Source organism: Streptomyces sp. TP-A0874, from assembly GCF_001748085.1.
Taxonomy (GTDB): Bacteria; Actinomycetota; Actinomycetes; order Streptomycetales; family Streptomycetaceae; genus Streptomyces.
In genome coordinates this window covers 128,494-150,537 of sequence record NZ_BBZK01000010.1, presented here as the reverse complement: position 1 = coordinate 150,537, position 22,044 = coordinate 128,494, and the positions used below count along the sequence as shown (strand labels likewise).

Annotated in this window: 16 protein-coding genes and 3 pseudogenes; 6 read left to right on the top strand and 13 right to left on the bottom strand. The window is 72.8% G+C overall.

Annotation, left to right across the window (positions count from 1 at the left end; all coding sequences use genetic code 11):
• Positions 1 to 82: 82 nt before the first annotated feature.
• Positions 83 to 1,009, bottom strand: coding sequence for a TatD family hydrolase (locus tag BGP73_RS17950; protein ID WP_079127634.1), 927 nt, complete (start codon positions 1,007 to 1,009; stop codon positions 83 to 85).
• A 64-nt stretch (positions 1,010 to 1,073) separates the two neighbouring features.
• Complete coding sequence (locus BGP73_RS17945; RefSeq protein WP_374701162.1) at positions 1,074 to 1,613, bottom strand: hypothetical protein; 540 nt, start codon at positions 1,611 to 1,613, stop codon at positions 1,074 to 1,076.
• Between the two features lie 36 nt (positions 1,614 to 1,649).
• On the opposite strand from BGP73_RS17945, the pseudogene BGP73_RS23650 reads away from it, so the two are divergent.
• A pseudogene (locus BGP73_RS23650) lies at positions 1,650 to 1,861 on the top strand (RNA-guided endonuclease TnpB family protein); the annotation flags it as partial.
• Positions 1,862 to 1,935: 74 nt separating this feature from the next.
• On the opposite strand, the gene rsmI reads toward BGP73_RS23650, so the two are convergent.
• Positions 1,936 to 2,787, bottom strand: a complete 852-nt coding sequence (gene rsmI, locus BGP73_RS17940; RefSeq protein WP_069816132.1) for a 16S rRNA (cytidine(1402)-2'-O)-methyltransferase — start codon at positions 2,785 to 2,787, stop codon at positions 1,936 to 1,938.
• Between the two features lie 123 nt (positions 2,788 to 2,910).
• Here rsmI and BGP73_RS17935 point away from each other — a divergent pair, with 123 nt between their 5' ends.
• The 3 genes from BGP73_RS17935 (at position 2,911) to BGP73_RS17925 (ending at position 7,146) form a co-directional block, all read left to right on the top strand.
• Positions 2,911 to 4,689: a dolichyl-phosphate-mannose--protein mannosyltransferase gene (locus tag BGP73_RS17935; protein ID WP_069816130.1), complete on the top strand. Its 1,779-nt coding sequence runs from the start codon at positions 2,911 to 2,913 to the stop codon at positions 4,687 to 4,689.
• 211 nt (positions 4,690 to 4,900) lie between these two features.
• Positions 4,901 to 6,574 (top strand): penicillin-binding transpeptidase domain-containing protein, encoded by a 1,674-nt coding sequence (locus tag BGP73_RS17930; protein ID WP_069816128.1) that lies wholly within the window; start codon positions 4,901 to 4,903, stop codon positions 6,572 to 6,574.
• 86 nt (positions 6,575 to 6,660) lie between these two features.
• Positions 6,661 to 7,146 carry a YbaK/EbsC family protein gene (locus BGP73_RS17925; protein ID WP_069816126.1) on the top strand — a complete coding sequence of 162 codons (486 nt, stop codon included), beginning with the start codon at positions 6,661 to 6,663 and terminating at the stop codon, positions 7,144 to 7,146.
• A 31-nt stretch (positions 7,147 to 7,177) separates the two neighbouring features.
• Here BGP73_RS17925 and BGP73_RS17920 read toward each other — a convergent pair whose 3' ends face one another.
• The 5 genes and pseudogenes from BGP73_RS17920 to BGP73_RS23995 form a co-directional block, all read right to left on the bottom strand.
• On the bottom strand, positions 7,178 to 7,975 hold the full coding sequence (locus BGP73_RS17920) for an SDR family NAD(P)-dependent oxidoreductase (RefSeq protein WP_069816320.1): 798 nt from the start codon (positions 7,973 to 7,975) through the stop codon (positions 7,178 to 7,180).
• A gap of 447 nt (positions 7,976 to 8,422) precedes the next feature.
• Entirely contained in the window at positions 8,423 to 9,586 is a 1,164-nt protein-coding gene (locus BGP73_RS17915; protein WP_069816319.1) for a serine hydrolase domain-containing protein, read from the bottom strand.
• 173 nt (positions 9,587 to 9,759) lie between these two features.
• Entirely contained in the window at positions 9,760 to 10,536 is a 777-nt protein-coding gene (locus BGP73_RS17910; RefSeq protein WP_069816124.1) for an energy-coupling factor ABC transporter ATP-binding protein, read from the bottom strand.
• On the bottom strand, positions 10,521 to 11,285 hold the full coding sequence (gene cbiQ / locus BGP73_RS17905) for a cobalt ECF transporter T component CbiQ (protein ID WP_069816122.1): 765 nt from the start codon (positions 11,283 to 11,285) through the stop codon (positions 10,521 to 10,523). The genes BGP73_RS17910 and cbiQ overlap by 16 nt, the downstream gene beginning before the upstream one ends.
• 2 nt (positions 11,286 to 11,287) lie before the next feature.
• A pseudogene (locus BGP73_RS23995) lies at positions 11,288 to 12,381 on the bottom strand (energy-coupling factor ABC transporter permease).
• A gap of 231 nt (positions 12,382 to 12,612) precedes the next feature.
• On the opposite strand from BGP73_RS23995, the gene BGP73_RS17895 reads away from it, so the two are divergent.
• Positions 12,613 to 15,906 (top strand): S41 family peptidase, encoded by a 3,294-nt coding sequence (locus BGP73_RS17895; RefSeq protein WP_069816116.1) that lies wholly within the window; start codon positions 12,613 to 12,615, stop codon positions 15,904 to 15,906.
• Positions 15,907 to 16,044: 138 nt separating this feature from the next.
• Here the strand turns inward: BGP73_RS17895 and BGP73_RS17890 are convergent, their stop codons facing one another.
• The 4 genes from BGP73_RS17890 to BGP73_RS17875 form a co-directional block, all read right to left on the bottom strand.
• Positions 16,045 to 16,236, bottom strand: a complete 192-nt coding sequence (locus tag BGP73_RS17890) for a hypothetical protein (RefSeq protein WP_139134582.1) — start codon at positions 16,234 to 16,236, stop codon at positions 16,045 to 16,047.
• Between the two features lie 104 nt (positions 16,237 to 16,340).
• Positions 16,341 to 17,234 (bottom strand): SDR family oxidoreductase, encoded by an 894-nt coding sequence (locus BGP73_RS17885; RefSeq protein ID WP_069816112.1) that lies wholly within the window; start codon positions 17,232 to 17,234, stop codon positions 16,341 to 16,343.
• Positions 17,231 to 18,235, bottom strand: a complete 1,005-nt coding sequence (locus tag BGP73_RS17880) for an alpha/beta fold hydrolase (RefSeq protein WP_069816110.1) — start codon at positions 18,233 to 18,235, stop codon at positions 17,231 to 17,233. The genes BGP73_RS17885 and BGP73_RS17880 overlap by 4 nt, the downstream gene beginning before the upstream one ends.
• Complete coding sequence (locus BGP73_RS17875) at positions 18,235 to 19,776, bottom strand: flavin-containing monooxygenase (RefSeq protein WP_069816108.1); 1,542 nt, start codon at positions 19,774 to 19,776, stop codon at positions 18,235 to 18,237. Before BGP73_RS17875 ends, BGP73_RS17880 begins: the two co-directional genes overlap by 1 nt.
• 157 nt (positions 19,777 to 19,933) lie before the next feature.
• Between BGP73_RS17875 and BGP73_RS17870 the strand changes: the two genes are divergently transcribed.
• Positions 19,934 to 20,800: a MerR family transcriptional regulator gene (locus BGP73_RS17870; protein ID WP_069816106.1), complete on the top strand. Its 867-nt coding sequence runs from the start codon at positions 19,934 to 19,936 to the stop codon at positions 20,798 to 20,800.
• A gap of 537 nt (positions 20,801 to 21,337) precedes the next feature.
• On the opposite strand, the pseudogene BGP73_RS17865 reads toward BGP73_RS17870, so the two are convergent.
• Positions 21,338 to 22,042, bottom strand: a pseudogene (locus BGP73_RS17865) (XRE family transcriptional regulator); the annotation flags it as partial.
• Positions 22,043 to 22,044: the final 2 nt, after the last annotated feature.

Here is a 22,044-nt window from a genome sequence, read left to right as displayed (position 1 = left end):
CTCGACCGGCTGGGAGGCCCCGCGCCCGGAGCGGTCGGCGGCCCTGGAGCGCCCGGCCCGGACCCGGTGACCGGGCCGCCGGTCAGCCGGGTCCGTAGCCGAAGGCGCGGGCGGTGTTGGCCGCCACGGCGCTCGCCAGTTCGTCCTCGGCGACCTTCTTGACCTCGGCCATGGCCCGGAGCGTGACCGGGATCAGGTAGGGGGCGTTGGGTCGGCCGCGGTACGGCACCGGCGTGAGGAAGGGCGCGTCCGTCTCCACGAGCAGCAGGTCGAGCGGTGCGATGGCGAGCGCGTCCCGCAGCGGCTGGGCGTTCTTGAAGGTGACGTTGCCGGCGAACGACATGTGGTAGCCCCGGTCGGCGCAGGTCCTGGCCATCTCGGCGTCGCCGGAGAAGCAGTGGAAGACGACCGTGCTGGGCGCGCCCTCCTCCTCCAGGACGCGCAGCACGTCCTGGTGCGCCTCCCGGTCGTGGATGACCAGCGCCAGGTCGTGCCGCTTGGCGATGTCGATATGGCGTCGGAAGGAGCGCTCCTGTGCGGCCAGGCCCTCGGGCCCGGTGCGGAAGGTGTCCATCCCGGTCTCGCCGACCGCGCGGACCCCCGGCAGCGCAGCGAGCGCGTCGATCTCGGCGAGGGCGGCCTCCAGGGCGGCCTCGCCGCCGGGCGCCCTGGCCGACTGCCGGGACCAGCCGTCGGGGTCGCCGTGGACGATCCGGGGGGCTTCGTTGGGGTGCAGGGCGACGGCTGCCCACACGTTCTGGTGGGTGGCGGCGGTCTGGGCGGCCCAGCGGGAGCCGGCGACGTCGCAGCCCACCTGGATGAGGGTCGTCACCCCGACCGCGGCCGCCTTCTCCAGCGCCTCCTCGACCGTGCCGGACTGCATGTCGAGGTGGGTGTGGGAGTCGGCGACCGGCACGCGCAGCGGCTCGGGAAGCGGAGGGGCCTCCTTGGGGGCGGAAGCGCTCCTGCGGTCGCCGCCCGGGCCCTGGGATGAGGTCGTCGTCGCCATGGACGGGATCCTACGGCGGCCCCTCCTGCGGTCGGCGGGGCGGAGGCTCCGCCGGCGGGCGGGGTCAGCGCCTGCGGCGGAAGAGGCGCAGCAGGTCCGACAGGTGCCAGTGGTGGGTCCGCCGGCGGTGGCGCGCTCGGACGGCCGCCCGGCGGGCACCGCCCTCGGCTTTCCCGGGGCCGCCCTCCGCACCGGCCCGCTGCCTGCCGCCGGTCCCGACCGGGTGCTTCGCGGCGGCCGGCGCCCGCTCCCGGGTCTGTCGGCGGGCGGCCGGCGGCACGTCGTAGGACAACCCGGTGTGCAGGTCCGGACGCGCGGAGTCGACCCGTCCCGGCCGCATGATCCGTACGACATTCCCCCCGCACTTGCTGCAGTGCGGCTGGCTCAGCGGCGAGGGCACCCGGATGCCGCGCGCCTTGTAGACCACGGTCGGATGGCCCGCGTCGTCCCGGCCGTGCTCGATCTCGTACTCCTCTTCCCAGCCGTGTCCGCACCGCATGCAGGCGAACGAATACGCTTCGTGAACGGGTGGCAGCTCACTGAGTCCGGACTCGTCCGGCGGGAGAGGGGGGTCGTCGTGCGAGGAGCGTGCGGATTCACTCATCGGGTCTCTCCTTCGTGGATACCCGGGCCTTCAGAGCATGACCGCGACGTGAACGCGGCACGCGGCACTCCGGCCGCCGGGCTGGCGGCGTCTGCCTGTGGGGACGGTGTGAGACCTCAACGGGAGTCCTTCCGGACGGGCAGTCGGCGGTGAAGCGGGGACCCCAGCGGGCGACCGCTGCACCCCCTCCGGCAGGAGGGAGAGAAGTCGAGCCAGCCCCCCTTGTCCGCAGGCATTTATCACGATAGCCCGTTACCTGCGGATGGTCCTCTTCACGCGGGTACGGCCATCGCCCGCTCGGTCGGCACCGCTCCCCGGCGGGCTACCGCCGTTCGGCGTTCTTCGCCGCCACCACCGCGTCGAAAACCTCCCGCTTGGGCAGACCCGCGGCCGAGGCGACGGCTGCGATGGCCTCCTTGCGCCGCTCCCCCGCCTCCTCCCGCACCGCTACCCGGCGGGCCAGCTCCGCGGGGTCGAGCTGCTCCGGCCCCGCCTCCTCCGCACCGGCCACGACGACGGTGATCTCGCCGCGCACCCCCTCGGCCGCCCAGCCCACCAGCTCGGCCAGCGGTCCGCGCCGCACCTCCTCGTAGGTCTTGGTCAGCTCCCGGCAGACGGCGGCCCGGCGCTCACCGCCGAACACCTCGGCCATCGCCGCGAGGGTGTCCCGAAGGCGGTGCGGGGCCTCGAAGTAGACCAGGGTGCGGCGCTCCGCGGCGACCTCCCGCAGCCGCCCGAGCCGCTCACCGGCCTTGCGGGGCAGGAAGCCCTCGAAGCAGAAGCGGTCGACCGGCAGTCCGGACAGCGCGAGCGCGGTGAGCACCGCGGACGGGCCGGGCACCGCGGTCACCCTGACCCCGGCGTCCACGGCGGCGGCCACCAGTCGGTAGCCGGGGTCGGAGACCGACGGCATCCCGGCGTCGGTCACGAGCAGCACCCGTGAGCCGCCGGTGAGCGCCTCGACCAGCTCGGGTGTGCGGGCGGTCTCGTTGCCCTCGAAGTAGGAGACGACCCGCCCCGCCGGCCGTACCCCGAGCGCCTGCGTGAGCCGGCGCAGCCGGCGGGTGTCCTCGGCCGCGACAACGTCGGCCGCCGCCAGCTCCTCAGCCAGCCGCGGCGGGGCGTCCGCGACGTCGCCGATGGGGGTTCCCGCGAGTACCAGCGTTCCAGTCACCCGGCCATCCTCGCAGGCTCCGGCCGCCCGCCGACCCCACCGGTGAGGTGCGGGCCCGCACCTCACCGGCTCCGGCCACCCGGGGCCGGGCACAGCGGCGGGCCGGTTCCTTACGATGGCGCGGTGACGAGTGACACCGCTACCGAACCCCGGCGTGACCCGCAACCGGACGGTGGCTCCGCGGCCCCCGGGGCCGAAGTCGAGCCGACCGCCTGGCAGCTGCGACTACGCCGCTTCGGCTACCTGGCGCCGCAGCGGACCGATGTCCGCAGCCGGCTGGTGCCGCCCTTCCGGGCCCCCGGGGCCAGGGTGTGGACCTCGCTCGGCATGGATCCGGCACTGGCGCGGAAGCTGGCCCACTGGTCCGCCTGGGGCGGGCCGCTGCTCGTCGCGCTGTTCGCCGGGGTGCTCCGCTTCTGGCGGCTGGGTAGTCCGGAGGCGGTGATATTCGACGAGACCTACTACGCCAAGGACGCCTGGTCGCTGCTGCGGTACGGGTACGAGGGCACCTGGTCGAAGGAGGCCAACGACGCGCTGCTGGGCGACCCGCAGCAGATCCTGCTCAGCCCGGAGGCCAGCTACGTCGTCCATCCGCCGGTCGGCAAGTGGACGATCGCGGTCGGTGAGTGGCTGTTCGGCCTGACGCCGTTCGGCTGGCGGTTCATGACGGCGCTGCTCGGCACCCTCTCGGTGCTGCTCCTCTGCCGGATCGGCCGCCGGCTGTTCCGGTCCACCGCGCTCGGCTGCCTGGCCGGAGCCCTGCTCGCGGTGGACGGGCTGCACTTCGTGATGAGCCGGACCGCGCTGCTCGACCTGGTGCTCGGCTTCTGGTTGCTGGCGGCCTTCGGGTGCCTGCTGGTCGACCGCGACAAGGCGCGGGCCGGGCTGGCGTCGGCGCTGGAGCGGGCGAGCCGGGAGCGCCCGGTCGGCGATTCGGAGCGCGGCGAGGGTGAGGTGCGGCCCGACCCCCTCGTCGGTGACCGGACGCGGCTGGGGGCCCGGCCCTGGCGGCTGGCGGCCGGACTCTGCCTGGGGCTGGCCTGCGCGACCAAGTGGAACGGCCTGTACGTGCTGGCCGCCTTCGGCCTCCTCACCGTCCTGTGGGACGTGGGGGCGCGCCGCACGGCCGGGGCCCGGCGGCCGGTGCGTTCGACGCTCCGGCGGGACGTCCTCCCGGCGTTCCTCTCCCTCATCCCGGTGGCGGTGGTCACCTACGTCGCCTCCTGGGCCGGCTGGTTCGCCACCCAGGGCGGCTACTTCCGGCAGTGGGCGAACGGCAGGGAGAGCGCCTGGAGCGTGGTACCGGAGGCGCTGCGGAGCCTGTGGCACTACCAGCACGCGGTCTACGAGTTCCACGTCGGGCTCACCTCGCCGCACACCTACCAGTCGAACCCCTGGAGCTGGCTGGTACTCGGCCGCCCGGTCTCGTACTTCTACGAGTCGCCGAAGGCCGGGCGGGACGGCTGCCCGGCGGACGCCGCCGAGGGGTGCGCCCGCGAGGTCCTGGCCCTGGGGACACCGCTGCTGTGGTGGGCCGGCTGCCTCGCGGTGCTGTACCTGCTCTACCGCTGGGGCTTCGCCCGGGACTGGCGGGCGGGGGCGGTGCTCTGCGGGCTGGCGGCCGGGTGGCTGCCGTGGTTCCTCTACCAGGAACGCACGATCTTCCTTTTCTACGCGGTGGTGTTCGTGCCGTTCCTCTGTCTCGCGGTGACGATGATGATCGGGGCGATTCTGGGCCCGCCGGGTTCCTCGGAACGCCGCCGGGTGGTCGGCGCCATTGGGGCCGGCGCCCTGGTCCTGCTGATCATCTGGAATTTCGTCTACTTCTATCCGATCTACAGCGGGCAGAGCATCCCCATCGACTCCTGGCGGGACCGCATGTGGCTGAGCACCTGGATCTGACCGCCGCACCGCGGCGGAATACCCCCCTGCTTCCCCATGGCCCCGAACGGCCGTGGGACGAAAGGCTGTAGAGTGCGCGGCATCTCGCTCTTGATCGGGTGAGTAAGGATTGTCCCGTAATCCCTGACGGATCAGCGCACCGCATCTGACGCCGTGCACCCGCCGGGGTTCAAGGGACAGCCCTCAGGGATCAGCGACCAGGGGTATTGCGATGCGCAAAGGCGCGAAAGTCGCGATTGTCGGCGGCGTTCTGACGGCAGTGGCGGGAGCCGCCGGTTACGGGGTCTTCAACCTCATCGGCGAAGGGGCCGGAAAAACCGGCGAGAAGACCTCGGGCGCCGAGACCGTGAAAGTCAGGACAGGGCCGCCGAGCGCGGCCGAAGTCAAGACCACCGCGGCCGATTTCCTACGCTCCTGGGCCGCCGGCGATCTCGGTGAGGCCGCTGCCCTCACCGACGACACAGCGGCGGCGAAAGCCGCGCTCACCGGATACCGCGACGAGGCGCACATCGAGAAGGTGGCGCTGGAGGCCGGAACTCCGAAGGGCCGGAAGGTGCCGTTCTCGGTGACCGCCGACGTCGTCTACGAGGAGCAGCGCACCACCTGGACCTACGACTCCGAACTCACCGTGGAGCGGGACAAGTCCACCGGCGCGGCGCTGGTGGACTGGCAGCCGTCGGTGGTGCACCCGGGGCTCGAGGACGGGGACACCCTGAAGACCGGTGAGGCCGAGGCGCCGCCGATCAAGGCGGTGGACCGCAACGGGGTCGAGCTGACCCCCGAGGAGCACCCCGCGCTCGCCGGCATCCTGAACAGCCTGCGGGAACGCTACGGGGACAAGACCGACGGCACCGCCGGGGTGGAGTTGTGGATCTCCCGCGGCGAGGGGAAGTCCGGGAAGAAGGACGGAGCCGCCGACGAGAAGGCGGCGGAGCGGCCCGACGAGACGCTCAAGGTGCTCTCCAAGGGAGTGCCGGGGACGCTCCGCACGACGCTGGACGCACGCCTCCAGACCGTCGCCGAACAGGCCGTGAACAAGCGCTCGAAGGCCTCCGTGGTGGCGCTCAAGGCCAGCACCGGGGAGATCCTGGCGGTCGCCAACTCCCCCGCCGAGGGCTTCAACTCCGCGTTGCAGGGCTCGCTGGCGCCCGGTTCCACGATGAAGGTGGTGACCGCGGCCATGCTGATGGAGAAGGGCCTGGCCTCCCCCGCCGAGCAGCACCCCTGCCCGAAGTACTTCACCTACGGGCACTGGAAGTTCCACAACGACGACAAGTTCGAGATCTCGGGCGGCACCTTCGCGCAGAGCTTCGCCCGGTCCTGCAACACGGCGTTCATCTCCCAGGCCCCGGAGCTCTCCGACGACGACCTCACCAAGGAGGCCCGCGACGTCTTCGGGCTGGGCCTCGACTGGCAGACCGGTGTGCCGACCTTCGACGGCAGCGTGCCGGTGCAGCAGCAGGCCCAGATGGGGGCCTCGCTGATCGGCCAGGGCGGGGTCCGGATGAACCCGCTGAACATGGCCTCGGTCGCCGCGACGGCGACCACCGGCACCTTCCACCAGCCGGTGATCGTGCCGCAGTCCGTCGACAACCGGCGGCTGGCGCAGGCCCCGCGGGCCATGAAGCCGGGCATCTCCCAGCAGCTGCGGGACCTGATGCGGCTCACCGCCACCTCGGGCACCGCCGCTCAGGCGATGGCCGGACTCAGCGGCGACATCGGCGCGAAGACCGGCTCGGCGGAGGTCGACGGGCAGGAGAAGCCCAACGGCTGGTTCACCGCCTACCGCGACGACCTCGCCGTGGCGGGCGTGGTTCCGCAGGGCGGGCACGGCGGGGAGACCGCCGGCCCGATCGTGGCGGAGATCCTCCGCGCGGGCGGCTGAGCCCGCCGTAGGCTGCCGGCGGGCGCGGCTCTCCCCGCCCTGCGGGCAGCCTACGGTCCAGGAGGGATCGCGGTTAGCCTCTGCTCATGACGACTACCGACATCGCGCACCCCCGCTTCGCCGCCGCGCTCTCCGAGTTGGGCCTCGACGTCGAGGTGCGGCGCTTCCCCGACGGCACCCGCACGGCGGTCCAGGCGGCGGAGGCGATCGGCTGCGAACTGAGCCAGATCGTCAAGTCGCTGGTCTTCGAGGCCGACGGTGAGCCGGTGGTCGTCCTCCTGGACGGCGCCTCCCGGGTCGACCCGGAGCTGGTCCGCGGCGAGTTGGGCGCCCAGCGGGTCCGGCGCGCCAGCGCCGAGCTGGTGCGGGAGACCACGGGCTACGCGATCGGCGGCGTGCCGCCCTTCGGGCACCGGACGAAGACCCGGGTCCTCGCCGACCGCCGGCTGCTCGACCACGAGACCGTGTGGGCGGCCGCCGGCACCCCGGACACGGTCTTCCCGCTCGCCCCGAAGTCGCTCGTCGACCACGCCGGTGGGGAACTGGTCGATGTGCGCGAGGCCGCCGGCTGAGGCACCGGCCGGCCACCGCGCGCGAGCGGGGTCAGTCGGTCGGGGGCACGCTGCCGGTCGACGGAGCACCGTCGGTCGACAGGACCCTGCGCAGACCGAGGTTGCTGACCAGCAGACCGCCGTCCACCGGCAGGGTGATGCCGGTGACCCAGGAGGCGTCGGTGGAGGCGAGGAAGGCGACCGCCGCGGCGATGTCGTCCGGCAGCCCGACCCGACCCAGCGGATAGAGCTTCGCGGCGCGCTCCAGATCGGCCTCCCGCCCGGCCCAGTTGGGTGTGGAGACGGTGCCGGGCGCGATGAGGTTGACCCGGACGCCGCGTTCGGCGCTCTGCACGGCGAGGGTGCGGGTCAGGCTGGCGAGGCCCGCCTTGGCCGCGCTGTAGGCGTGGTTGCCGAAGTCCTGCTCGCCGTTGACCGACCCGATGTTGACGATCGTCCCCCGGCCGCCGGCCGCGGCCAGGTGCGGCAGCGCCGCTCGGGAGCAGCGGAACGCGCCGGTGAGGGTGATCTCCAGGTCCCGGTACCAGTTCTCGTACCGCACCTCCTCCGGCAGCGCGGGCTCCGGGGTGCAGGACAGCGCGTTGTTGACGAGTACCTCGAGCGAACCGAACCGCTCCACGGCGAACGCCACGGCCCCCTCGACCGACTCCTCGTCGGCCACGTCGCAGACGAGCGGCTCGGCGGTACCGCCGGTCGCCTCCCGGACGCGGGCCGCCGACGCCTCGGCGCGCCCGCCGTCCACATCGGTGACCAGCACCCGTGCGCCCTCGGCGGCCAGCCGCCGGGCTGTGGCCTCGCCGATACCGCGCCCGGCGCCGGTGATCAGCACGCCGTAGCCGTCGAACCGCCGGGCCGCCGGCCGCCCGGCCGCCCGCGGCCCCTGCTCAGGTACCGCTCCCGCCGAACCCGCGACCGTCCGTCCCACCGCTTCCGTCACCCCGAACTCCTCACCACGCGACTCAGATTCGGCTCCAAGAGGCCAGGCCCGCCCCCGTGGGCAGCCTAAGGGCTGTGGCTTCGCCGTGACCGCCAGTCGGAGCGAACGGGTCGTCTCGTTCGCGGGCGAACGCCGTCTGAGGCGGTACCAGTGCCGCGTCAGGCGAGGTTCGCCCGTCAAGGAACGGCGTCCGGTGCGTGTGATCGCAAGGCGGCCGGAAGTCCTTGTGCTGGACCTACCGGGGCTTTCGGGCAACGCAGCGAGCTGGGGCCCCCTGCTCGAAGAGCTCGGGGGGAGCGTGCCGGGCGTCGCGACCGGCGAACCTTGCCTGCCGCGGCGCTAGAGGCAGCGGCGGAGCGCCCGCACCAGCGACTGCGCCCGGGGGTCGGCCGTGACGTTGCGGTGCAGGGTGTTGGTGACGTAGCCGAAGCCGGTGCCGGACTCCGGGTCGGCGAAGGCCAGGGAGCCGCCGCGGCCCGGATGTCCGAAGGAGCCGGGGCCCAGGAGCGGGGACGCGGTGCCGTGCAGCATGTAACCGAGTCCGAAACGGGTGTTGACCACCAGGACCCGGTCCGGTCCCACGGTCTCCTCCGAGCGGGCGAGGGCCAGGGTGGCCGGTGCGAAGAGCGGGCCGCCGCCGGGCACCGGGCCGATCAGCGCCGCGTAGAAGCCGGCCAGCGCGCGTGCGGTGGCGACCGCGGAGGAGGCGGCGAGTTCGGCGGCCTGGTAGGCCGGGGTGTTCTCGTCCGGCAGCGGGTCGATCGCGCCGAAGGCCCGGCGGGTGAGCGACCCCGGGTCGCGGTACGCCTCGACCACGGCCGGCTTGGGACGGAGCCGCAGACCCTGGCCGGGTGCCGGAGCCGGTGTTTCGAGTTCGGCTATCCGGCCCACGCGGTGCCGCTCCTCCGGTGGCAGCCCTATCCACAGGTCCAGGCCGAGCGGTCGAGCGATCTCCTCGGCGATCCACCGTCCGATGGTGCGGCCGGTGGCGCGGAGGGTGAGTTCACCGAGCAGCCAGCTGTAGGTCTGGGCGTGGTACCCGTGCTGGCTGCCGGGCTCCCAGGCGGGCTGCTGGGCCTCAAGGGCGCGCGGGCCGCTCACCCCGTCCATCGCCTGGTCGGGGCTGAGCGGGGTGTCGAGCACCGGCAGACCGGCGCTGTGCGAGAGGAGCTGCCGGATCAGCACCCGTTCCTTGCCGTGCTGCTTGAACTCCGGCCAGTACCTGCGCACGGGGGCGTCCAGGTCGAGCTGTCCGCGCTGGTGGAGCAGGAGCGGGACGCTGGCGGCGATCCCCTTGCCGACCGAGCGGACGATCTGCGCGGTGTCCTCGGCCCAAGGTTCGGCGCCCTCAGGTTCCGCGGTGCCGCCCCAGAGGTCGACCACCTTCGCCCCGGCGTGGTAGACGGAGACGGCCGCGCCGTGCTCGCCCCGCTGCTCGAAGTTGCGGACGAAGGCTTCCCGGACCGGCTCGAAGCCGTCCACCACCGTGCCGTGAACGTCCACCACTTGCTGTTTCTCCCGCCGAACGTGCCGTTAACGCGTTCCCCATGGTGCCTGGTGGCCTGTCCGGCCGGTGCGGCGGGGCGGCCCGGAGATCCAGGTGCTACTGGCGGAGGGACCGGTGCTGCACCGTTCGGTGCCCGCCGTCCGCACAACCCGGCCGGCCCCTACCGCCGTCAGTGGACCGGGACGGTGACGGAGCCCGGGTCGAAGCCGAAGGGGAGCTCCAACCGGTGGGAGCGCATCAGTTCCGGGTCGCACATCAGCTCCTGGGTGCCTCCGTCCGCCGCGATCACACCGGCGCTGAGCACCACCGAGCGGGGGCACAACTCCAAGGCGTAGGGCAGGTCGTGGGTGACCATCAGGACGGTGATGTCCAGGCTCCGGAGCACGTCGGCGAGTTCCCGCCGCGAGGCCGGGTCGAGGTTGGAGGACGGCTCGTCGAGGACGAGGACCTCCGGCTCCATGGCGAGTACGGTCGCCACGGCCACCCGGCGGCGCTGGCCGAAGGAGAGGTGGTGCGGCGGACGGTCGGCGAGGTCCGCCAGGCCTACCTGCTCCAGCGCCCGGGTGACGCGGGCCTCCAGTTCCACGCCGCGCATCCCGGCCGTGGCCGGGCCGAAGGCGACGTCCTCCCGGACGGTCGGCATGAACAGTTGGTCGTCCGGGTCCTGGAAGACGATGCCGACGCGCCGCCGCACCTCGGCGAGGTGCTCTTCGGTGACCGGGAGCCCGCCGATCCGTACGGCGCCCGCCCCGGCCCGGAGGATCCCGTTGAGGTGGAGGACAAGGGTGGTCTTGCCGGCTCCGTTGGGGCCGAGCAGCGCGACCCGCTCGCCCCTGCGGAGGGTGAGGTCGACCCCGAAGAGGGCCTGCCGCCCGTCCGGGTAGGCGTAGGCGAGACCCTCGATCTCCAGTGCTGGGGTGTCGGTTTCGGTCACAGTGTGAGCCATCCCATCAGGCAGACCCCCGCCGCGGCGGTCGGGAGCAGGGCAGCGCGGGTCCATTGCGCGGTGCCGGCGCCCACTTCGTCGATCAGCGGCATGGTGCCGCGGTAGCCGCGGCTGGCCATCGCGAGGTGGACTCGCTCGCCCCGCTCGTAGCAGCGGATGAACAGGGCGCCGGCCGACTTGGCCAGCACACCCCAGTGCCGGATGCCGCGGGCGGTGAAGCCACGCGAGGCGCGGGCGATGCGCATCCGGCGCATCTCGTCCACGATCACATCCCCGTACCGGATCATGAAGGAGGCGATCTGCACCAGCAGCGGTGGCATCCGCAGGCGTTGCAGGCCGAGCAGGAGCGAGCGGAGTTCGGTGGTCGAGGCGAGCAGCACGGAGACGGCGACCCCGAGCGTCCCCTTGGCCAGGATGTTCCAGGCCCCCCAGAGTCCGGGGACGGACAGCCCCACCCCCAGCACCTCGGTGCGCTCCCCCTCGGCGACGAAGGGCAGCAGGACCGCGAAGAGCACGAACGGCACCTCGATCAGCAGCCGGCGCAGCAGCAAGCCCGCCGGCACCCGGCTGACCGCGGCGACCCCGGCCAGCAGGAGCGCGTAGACGCCGAAGGCCCAGACCGCCTCGCGCGGCGTGGAGACGACGAGCAGCACGAAGCAGAGGCCGGCCACGATCTTGCAGTGCGCGGGGAGGCGGTGCACCGCCGAGGTGCCGGGCAGGTAGAGCGCCCGGGCATGGCCCGAACCCACGCTCAGCCCTGGCCGGTGGCGCCCCCGGTCAGCGGGGCGCCCTCCGCTTGACGAGCGGGGCGCCGCCGGACGACCCAGAAGAGGCCGGAGCCGACGGCCAGCGTGGCGCCGACCCCGATCACCCCGGCCAGCCCGCCGGAGAGCCTGCTGTTGCCGACGCTGCTCAGTTCGTAGTCGGCGAGCGGGGAGCCCTCGGCGGCGTGCTCCTTCTCCATCCGGTCGATGCCGTGGTCGGCGGCGACCTTCTCCAGCCCGTCCGGGCTCGCGGAGGCGTAGTAGCTGAGTCCGCCGGCGAAGAACAGCGCGGCGAGGAGTCCGACGATCCACAGCCGTCCGCCGCTTCGGGCGGGGGGCGCCGTGGTGGCGGTGGGGTCGTTGGCGGACATCAGGCGGTCGCCTCCTCGCTGCTGGTGCGGCCGGTGCCGCTGGTGGTCAGGGGCGGTGCCGGCAGCATGCCGCGGGCACCGTGCACCAGGTCGGGCCGGACGGCGATGACCGCCCCCACGGTGGCCGCGGTGATCACCGCTTCACCGATGCCGATCAGGATGTGCACCCCGACCATGGCTCCGAACACCTTGCCGAGTGCGACTTCGGTGGTGCCGCCCAGGGCGTAGAGGCCGGTGAACACCACGGCCGCGACGGGCACCGAGATCAACGCCGCGACGAAGGAGGCCGAGGTGACCGAGCGGCGGCCCTCCGGCAGCAGCCGCAGCAGCCCGCGGAAGAGGCCGTAGGAGACCACCACCGTGACCACGCCCATCAGGGTGATGTTGACGCCGAGCGCGGTGAGCCCGCCGTCGGCGAAGAGCAGGCCCTGCATGAGCAGCACCACGCTGACGCAGAGCACCCCCGTGTAGGGGCCGACGAGTATCGCCGCGAGTGCGCCGCCGAGGAGATGGCCGCTCGTCCCTCCGGCCACCGGGAAGTTCAGCATCTGCACGGCGAAGACGAACGCGGCGACCAGACCGGCCAGTGGCGCGGTCCGCTCGTCGAGTTCGCGTCGCGCCCCGCGGAGCGAGACGACGACCGCCGCCGCCGCGACGACTCCGGTGGCCACGGAGATCGGGGCGTTGAAGAATCCGTCGGGTACATGCATGGCGGGGCTCCGCTTCTGCGTCGCTGGGTGTCGACCCATGGTGAAGCTAATTGCATCACGGTTGCAAGAGCGCCTCGTGTGTCATTGCACTCGTGCTTCTTGTGCGGCCTCACCCGCGGGTCCGCCAGGACAGGGCTCGGCCCCCTTCCGCGAGCCGCCACCCCGCTCCGCCGCTCGCTCCCGGCTCCACCACGAGTTGCCGGGCTCCCCACGCGGCCGAACCATGGATGCGTGAACGACGGCGCGTATCTCCGGTTCCCGCACCTCCACGGTGACCTGCTCTGCTTCGTGACCGAGGACGATCTGTGGATCGCTCCGCTGGCCGGGGCGGGCGCCTCCCCCGAGCGGGCCTGGCGGGTGACGGCCGACCGGACCAGGGTCGGCCACCCCCGCTTCTCCCCCGACGGCCGGCAGATCGCCTTCACCACCTGGCGCAGCCTCGACCCCGAGATCCACCTCGCCCCGGTCGACGGCGGGCCGATCCGCCGACTCACCTACTGGGGGAGCACCGACACCCGGGTCTGCGGCTGGTCACCCGACGGCGACATCCTCGCCGTGGCCTCCCACGGCCAGCCCTTCTCCTACTTCTCCTGGGCCTACAGCGTGCCCACCGACGGGAGCCCCGGCAGCCGACTGCCCTGGGGGCCGGTCTCCCACATCGCGACCGCCGACCTCGACGGCCGGCACATGTCCCTGCTGCTCGCGGGGAAGCCGCCGCACGAACCAGCCGCCTGGAAGCGCTACCGGGGAGGGGCCACCGGCCGGCTGTTCCTGCACGGCACCAGACTGCTGCCGGAGCTGAAGGGCCACCTGGACAGCCCGATGTTCGTCGACGGCCGGATCGCCTTCCTCTCCGACCACGAGGGCATCGGCAACCTCTACTCCTGCCTGCCCGACGGCTCCGACCTGCGCCGGCACACCGACCACGACGCCTTCTACGCCCGGCACGCCGCCACCGACGGCAACCGGGTGGTCTACCAGTGCGCGGGCGACCTCTGGCTGGTCGAGGACTTCGGCCCGGCCGGCCGCCCGCGGCGGCTGGAGGTGCGGACCGCGGGGCCGCGCAACGGCCGCCGCTCCTATCAGGTGCCCGCCGCCGCGCACATCAACGGACTGACCGTGGACACCACCGGCCGGGCCAGCGCGGTGTGCGTACGCGGCAGCCTCTACTGGCTGACCCACCGGGACGGCCCGGCCCGCACCATCACCGACACCCCGGGGGTACGCGTCCGGCGCCCGGAGATGCTGAACAACACCGGCCGGGTCGCCTACGTCACCGACGCGCCGGGCGAGGACGCCATCGAGATCGCCGACCTGCCGCGGGCCAGCGGCGGCCGGGCCCCGCAGCGGATCGCCGCCGGCCGGCTGGGGCGGGTGCACCAGCTCCTGTCCTCACCCGACGGCGAACTGCTGGCCGTCGCCACCCACGACGGGCGACTGCTGATCGTGGACGCCACCGAGGAGGGCGAGGGCGAGACGCTGGAGCTGATCCGCTCGGAGAACGGCCCGGTGCGCGACCTCGCCTTCTCCCCCGACTCGGCCTGGATCACCTGGTCGCACCCCGGCGTCGGGCGCTCACTGCGCCAGATCAAACTGGCCAGACTGATGGACCAGACGGTCATCGACGTCACCAACGGCCGCTTCGAGGACGAACAGCCGGTCTTCACCCGCGACGGCCGCTACCTGGCCTTCCTCTCCTGGCGCGGCTTCGACCCGGTCTACGACGTGCACACCGGCGACCTCTCCTTCCCGCTGGGCTGCCGCCCCTACCTCGTGCCCCTGTCCTCGGCCACCCCCTCCCCCTTCGCGCTGTCCGCGGAGGGCCGGACGGCGGCGGGCGTCCTCGACCCGGACGAGACCCGGCCGGCCTTCGCCACGGACGGGGCGGTCGACGGCGGCGGGGTCGCACAGCGGTCGGTGCTCGTCGAGGAGGAGGGCCTGGCGAGCCGGGTCACCCCCTTCCCGGTCGCCGCGTCGAAGTACTCCTCACTGCGGCCGGTCGCCGGAGGCGGACTGGTGTGGTTGCGCTGGCCGATCTCCGGCGCGCTCGGTGAGACCTTCGCCAACCCGGCGGACACCTCGGGGCAGCCCACGCTGGAGCACTTCGACGTGACGAAGGCCAAGCGCACCGAACTCCTCGCCCATCTGGACTCGTTCGCGGTCAGCGGCGACGGGACCCGGCTCGTGGTCAACGACGACGGTGAACTGCGAGCCATCCCGGCCACCGAACCCGGGGACGCGGACACCTCCGTCTTCATCGACCTGCGGCGCATCCAGCACCAGGTCGACCCGGAGGCCGAGTGGCGGCAGGCGTACGCGGAGGCGGGCCGGATCGTCCGCGCCTACTTCTGGGAACCGCGGATGTGCGGCGTGGACTGGGAGGGCGTACTGGAGCAGTACCGCCCACTGGTCGAACGGGTGGCCTCCCCCGACGAGTTCGCCGACCTGCTGCGGGAGGTGATGGGCGAACTCGGCACCTCGCACGCCTATGTCGTCCCCGCTCGCCGCAACGAGGGGCCGCCGCACTACCAGCGTCCGATCGGTCTGCTGGGCGCCGATTTCACCCGCGCCAAGGACGGCCGCTGGGCGGTGCGCCGGATCCTGCCCGGCGAGTCCTCCGACTCCCGCGCCCGCTCCCCGCTGGCCGGTTCCGGCATCCGGGACGGCGCGGTGCTCACCCATGTGGACGGCAGACCGGTCCCCTCCGTCGCCGGGCCCTCGGCGCTGCTCTCCGCGGCCGGCGGCAGCACCGTCGAGCTGACCTTCGAGCCACCCGACGGCCCGGCGCGCTCCCGCCGGGTGGCGGTCGTGCCGCTGATCGACGAACGGCCGCTGCGCTACCAGGACTGGGTGGCCAAGCGTCGGCAGGTGGTGCGCGAACTCAGCGGCGGCCGGTGCGGCTACCTCCACATCCCGGACATGGGCGGCTCGGGATGGGCCCAGTTCAACCGGGACCTGCGGATGGAGATGTCCCGTCCCGCGCTGATCGTCGATGTCCGGGGCAATGCCGGCGGGAACATCAGCGAGCTGGTCATCGAGAAGCTGACCCGCACCATCCTGGGCTGGGACCTGACCCGCAACGCCCAGCCGGTCTCCTACGCCTCCAACGCCCCCTGCGGCCCGATCGTCGCCTTGGCCGACGAGATGACCTCCTCCGACGGGGACATGATCACGGCGGCCTTCAAGCTGCTCGGCATCGGACCGGTGGTCGGCCTCCGCACCTGGGGCGGGGTGGTCGGGATGACCGGTCGGCACCGGCTGGTCGACGGCACGGTCATCACCGTGCCGATGAACGCCGCCTGGTTCGAGCACTACGGGTGGGACGTCGAGAACCACGGGGTGGAACCGGACCTGGAGATCGACCGCACCCCACTGGACTGGGCCGAGGGCCGGCACCGGCAGATGGACGACGCCGTGCAACTCGCCCTCGAACTCCTGGAGCGGCATCCGGCGGCCAGGCCGCCCGATTACTCGGACGTGCCCGACCGCAGCCGCCCGCCCCTACCGCCACGGCGGCAGGGGTGACACCACCCGGGAGCAGCCCCTTCCGCCCGGCCGCCGCCGGGCGGAAGGGGCTGAGCCGACACGGTGGCGGGGGACGTGGACTCCCGGCCACGTCCCCCGCCACCGCATCGGCTCAGCCCAGCGGCTCCCCGCCCGCGGTCACCCCTCGGGACGCCCCTTGCCGCCCTCGTCCCGACGCCGACCGGACTCTCCTGCCCGCCCGTCCTCCGCTCCCTGCCCGCCCCCGAACTCCTTCTCGGCGTCCTCCTCCATGCGCTTCCTGGCCTTCTCCTCAAGGCGCCGCGCCTTCCGCTTGAACTGCTCCTGGATGCCCATAGGTGCTGACTCCATCGTGAGAGACGGGAAGCAGTACTCCTCCAAGCAGGCTCCCACGGGCCGGGGTTCTCCGCATTTCAGGTGTTCTGCCCCCGCCCGGGGGTTGACGGCACCGTCCGTCAGTCGCCCTTCTCGCTCCCGGCCCGGTCGTCCGCCGCGCCGCCGGCGCCGATCAGCCCGGTCCGCATGCCGACCGCCGCCAAACGCCGGTCGACCCTCGGCATCTCGTACCGCCCCACCAGCGCCATGACGGTGGGCGAGAAGCCACGCGCGATCTGCGCCCCGCGCAGCCACCACGGCATGTGGACGCGGGCCGACCGACGTTCGACGCCCCTCGCGATGCGGGCGACGGCCAGCCCCGCCGGGTAGGTGCGGCTGGCGGGCCACGGCAGTCGGGAACGCAGCTCCCGCATCACCTCGTCCTCGTCCGCCCCCCGCACCATGTCGGTGTCGGTCCAGCTCAGGTAGGCGACCCCGACCCCGACGCCGCGGTGGCCCAGCTCGGCGCGCAGGCAGTGGGCGAACGTCTCGACGCCCGACTTCGATGCGCAGTACGCCGACATCAGCGGCGCCGGGGTGAGGGCGGCGAGCGAGGCTATCTGCAGCAGATAGCCCCGGCTCTCCAGCAGCATGGGGAGAAAGGCTCGGGCGGTGTTGGCGCTGCCCAGCAGGTTCACCTGGACGACGCGGTTCCAGACCGAGGCCGCCGAGTCCACGAAGCGCCCGCCGGCGGCCACTCCGGCGTTCGCCACCACGGCGTCCACCCGGCCGAAGTGCTCCTCGACCTCGGCGGCCACCCGCGCCAGGGCCTGCTCGTCGGTGACGTCGACCTGCCAGTGGGCCGACTCGGTCGGCAGCGACTCCGAGACCCGGCGCAGCTCCGCCGGTTCCAGGCCGAGCAGGGCGATCCGCGCTCCACCGGCGGCCAGTCGGCCGGCCAGCAGTGCCCCTATCCCGCGCGCCGCGCCGGTGATGACGACCACCCGGCCGTCGAGTTTTCCACCCGTCCTCATGCTGACTCCTTCGGTTCAGTCGGCTCGTCGCCGGCTTCGGCCGCCAATCCGGGTGGGCCGGCGAGGTGTTCGGCCGCCAACTCACGGATGAGCCCGGCGATCACTTCCGGTGCCTCGATCGGCGTCATATGGCCCAGCCCGGGCAGGGTGGTGAGCCCGACGCAGTCGGGCAGGGCCGCCATCAGTCGATCCGAGAGCGGCGGCGGAGTCAGTCGGTCCGCGGTGCCGGTGACCACCGCCGTCGGCATCGTCAGCCGTGGAACGGCAGAGTCCACGTCCAGTTCGGCCAGCACCTGCCTCGCCCAGCCGGCGCGGACGCCGCGCGGGCAGGCGTGCACGATGCGGGCGCAGGTCTCCACCTGCTCCCGGGTGGCCCCCGGGCCCATCGTCGCCCGCTTGAGCAGGGCTCGGGAGAGAGCGGTGACCGGCCCCAGCGGCAGACGTGAACCGAGCAGCGCCCGATGTGCCGCCGTGCGGACCCGGCCAGCGGGCAGCGGAACCACCACCGACTGGGCGAGCAGTTCGGAACTGCCCGTGTTGCAGAGCACCGCCGCGGCGACGTGCTCCGCCATGACCGGCCGACCGGCGGCGGCCATCAGGGTCATCCCGCCCATGGAGTGCCCCGCGACGACCGCCCGTTGCCCGTCGGCCAGGATCACGCGGAGCACCGCTTCCAGATCGTCGGCGAGGAGCCGGGTGCTGTAGCGGCCGGTCGCGGAAGCCTGGCTGCGGCCGTGCCCCCGCTGGTCGTAGCAGACCACCCGGTACTCCGCCGCCAACTCCCGCACCACCGCCGCCCAGAAGGCGGTCGAGCAGGTCCAGCCGTGGGCCAGGACGACGGCCGGTGCCCCGTCCGGGCCGTACACCTCGACGTGGATCCGGGTGCCGTCGGCCGAGGCGACCCGCTCCACCCGCTCCGGGAGCGGCGGCGCGTACCGCCCGGCCCTCCGGGCCACGGCACGCTGCCGCCGGGCCGCCTCTTCCCTGCCCCGCCCCGGCATCAGACGGCACCGCCCTCGCTGCCGGCCCCGGCGACCGGGGCTTCCGGTTCGGCGTCGCCGCGGGCACGGAGCACCTCGTACTCCGCGAGGCGGATCCGGCTGGTCGCGTTGCGGAACTCGCGGGTGGTGCCGGGCCAGACGGTCGTGTTGCGGCCCGCCGCGTCCAGGTACCAGCTGTCACACCCGCCGGTGTTCCACACCGTGCGCTCCATCCGCTGCTGGAGCCTCCGGTTCCAGACCTCGGTGGCGGACCGCCGGGCGTCGAGGGCGGCCTTCCCGCCCAGGGCGTCCAACTGCCGCAGGAGGTCCATGGCGTAGTTCAGTTGGGCTTCGATGATCAGGACCATCGAGCTGTTGCCGAGCCCGGTGTTGGGACCGATCACCGTGACGAGGTTGGGGAACCCCGGAACGCTGCTCCCGCGCAGCGCCGACATGCCGTTCCGCCACTCCTCGGCGAGCGTGGCGCCGTCGGCTCCGACGATCCGGTGGGCGATCGGCACGTCGGTGACCTGGAAGCCCGTTCCGAAGATGACGGCGTCGGCCTCGGTCCGCGTCCCGTCCGCAGCGACCAGGGTGGAGCCGCGGACTTCGGCCAGGCCGGAGTCGACCACCTCGACGTTGGGCCTGGCCAGCGCCGGGTAGTAGCTGTTGGACAGCAGGATGCGTTTGCAGCCGATCCGGTAGTCCGGGGTGAGCTTCGCCCGTAGCACGGGGTCCTTGATCACCCGGCGCATATGGGCCCCGGCGAGCTTCTCGATCGCACCGAGCTGGCCGGGTCGCTTGGTGAACGCCTGCACCTGCAACTCGCGCACGCCCCACAGCAGTCCGCGACGGAGCGTGCCGCTCACCGGCACCCTGTCGTGCAGCCAGCGTTCGGCCCTGGAGATCCTCCGGTCCAGTCGCGGCAGAACCCAGGCCGGGGTGCGCTGGAACAGCGTCAGGCTGCGTACCTCAGGCTGGATGGCCGGCGCGATCTGGATGGCGGACGCCCCGGTGCCGATCAGGGCGACCCGTTTGCCCCCGAGGCCGTAGTCGTGGTTCCAACGCGCGGAGTGCCAGACCTCGCCCGGGAAGCCGCTCAGCCCCGGGATGTCGGGAATCCTGGGGTCGGAGAGCGGGCCGGTCGCCGATATCACCATGTCGGCGGTGAGCGTCCCGCTCGGCGTTTCGATCTCCCAGCACAGCCGGGCCGTGTCCCAGCGGGCGCTGATCACCTCCGCGCCGAACCTGATGTGCGGCCGCAGTCCGAAGACGTCAGCGATCCGCTCCAGGTACGCCCGGATGTGCGGCTGCCCGGAAAAGCTCCGCGGCCACTCGGCGTTCGGCGCGAAGGAGAAGGAGTACAGGTGTGACGGCACGTCACAGGCGCAGCCGGGATAGCTGTTGTCGCGCCAGGTGCCCCCCACCGCCTCGGCCCGCTCCAGCACGACGAAGTCGGTGACGCCGGCCCGGCGCAGACGGACCGCGGCCCCCAGGCCGCCGAAGCCGGAGCCGATCACCGCCACCCGCACATGCTCGTGTGCACTGCGCCATTCGGCCATAGCCACGCCTCCCGAGCCTGGAAGAAAGAGATCGCGCCAGTAATCACTGGCACGGTCTGGAGGGTAGGCCAGGAACGTACTCACCGGTAGGGGTGGGGCGGAGGCGAGTGGCCACCGGTCGGCTCGGGCCGAGAGCGGCCGCGCCTACCCTTCCGGTGTGACGAGAGACGAGACGGCCGGGACGCCGACAGGCGCGGCCCGCGAGTACCGGACCGCCGAGCTGGCCGAGGCCGCCGGCATCACCGTCCGCACCCTGCGCTTCTACCGGGAGCGCAGACTCCTCCCGCCACCTCGCCGCGAAGGCCGGATCGCCTGGTACGGCAGCCACCACCTCTCCCGGCTCCGGACCATCGCCGCACTCCTCGACCGGGGTCACACGTTGAGCGGCATCGCCGACCTGCTCATGACCTTCGAGAGTGGACGCGGCGTCGGCGAACTCCTCGAACTACAGGGTGACGCGCTCGTCCCGTGGTCGGAGGAGACCCCGGTCAGGCTGTCCCCCGAGGACCTCGCCGACCGCTTCGGCGAGCAGATCACCGCGGCGAACCTGGCCGCCTCGTTCGACATCGGCTACCTCGCCCTGGAGGGCGACCGGATGGTCCACGTCAGCAGACGGCTACTGGACGCCTCCAGCGCACTGGTCGCGGAGGGCGTGCCGCTCTCCGCGGTGCTCGCCGCCGCCCGCGAGGTCCGCACCCACACCGAAGCCCTCGCGAGGATCTTCACCGACCTCTTCCGCACCCACGTACTGGCCGACATCCTCGACCAGGCGCCTTCGACCACCACCGCGGCACCACCCGGCGCCGAGCCCGCGGCGCCGCTCAGCACCGAGGAGTTGGCCCGTCTCGGCGAGACCGTCGAACGTCTCAGGCCGATCGCCCGGGCCGTCCTGGACGCCGAACTCTCGATGGCCATGGAGCGCCGGATCCGCGGCGAGTTGACCTTCTGGCCCCGGGAGCGCGCGCAGCCCCCCGCCACCGGCCCGCGGACCGCCGAGGAGGAGCCCCGGCAGCCCCGTTCGTAAGGATCTCCGCCCAGCGGCCGGCCCGTGGAGAGCGTGACCCGCGCCCGGTCCCGACCGCAGGTCGCAGCCCGGCGCAAGCGTCGGACAATCAAGGTGGGCAAGGGTCATGCAGTGGTCGAAATCTCCGGATTCATGTCCGACTCCTCGCCGCCGGCAGTCGATCCGCCCGCGACCGGGCCACGCGGAGGGCGTCTCGAAGACATTCCGCCAGGCGTCGCGTCACGTACGCGCACTCGTCCGGCGACAGTCGTCGGCCGGCGTCCAGCATCTCCGCCGAGAACTCCGACACGGCTTCCGCGGTGACAAGTTGTTCCTCCTCCAGGCCGTCCGCCAGCGTCGACAGAAAGCCGTTCAGGGCGTCTGTCGAGAGGTACGCCGGGCCCCCGTTCGGGGGCGGGCCAGGGGAGCAGACGGAGCTGGGTAGTCTCGGACACGGCGGTCTCCTCCAGTGAGCGGGCCGGGAGTCGTGAGACGGCCCTGACGTCAGCTGTAGGCGATCGTCAGGCGGAGCGTGGTCCGCCCACCGGGGGGCATCAGTTACGCCCGCACCTCGTCCATGAGCATGCGCAGGGTGAGGGAGTGCTTCTCCGGCGGAAGGGCGTCCATCGCCCGCTGTGCGTACGCCTCCCCGCCGGACTTGTCGCCGGACCGGGCCAGCATGAGGCCCCGGCGCATCTCCAGGTGCGTAGCGAAACGGGGCAGTTCAGCGGGCAATTCGCGCCGCGCCGCATCCTGCGCCTCCACAGCGCCCCGCTCATCCCCCAGGCGGGCGAGGAGAAGCGACACGAAGACGTTCATCCGCCACCAGGGCCCGGCGTAGTCCGAGGTCTGCTCGGCCGAGGCGACCTGGTCAAGGATGCGTCGCGCGTGATCCAGCATGGCGAGGGCGGTGGCGCGATCACCCCGGAGAGCGGCGGAGTGCGCCCGGCCCATGGCGGCGTTCAACAATCCGAGAGAGGGCCGTTCGCTGATCTGCATCGCCTGGTCCGCGAGCGCATCCGCGACTCCTGGAGAGGCGCCTTCATAGCCGAGAGCGATGGCGGCCCGTCCACGAACCCACACGCGTGTCTGCTCGTCTCCGGACTCGTCGGCTGCCCTGGCAGCCATGCGGTACCAGTGAACAGCCTTGGACCCGTCGTTGCCCGGGAACGTCTTGGCGTACAACGTCATCAGCCGGGACGTCACTGACCACAGTCGAGGGTTGTCGAGTTGTTGCTGCACGACGACCAGCTCAGGCCCTATCA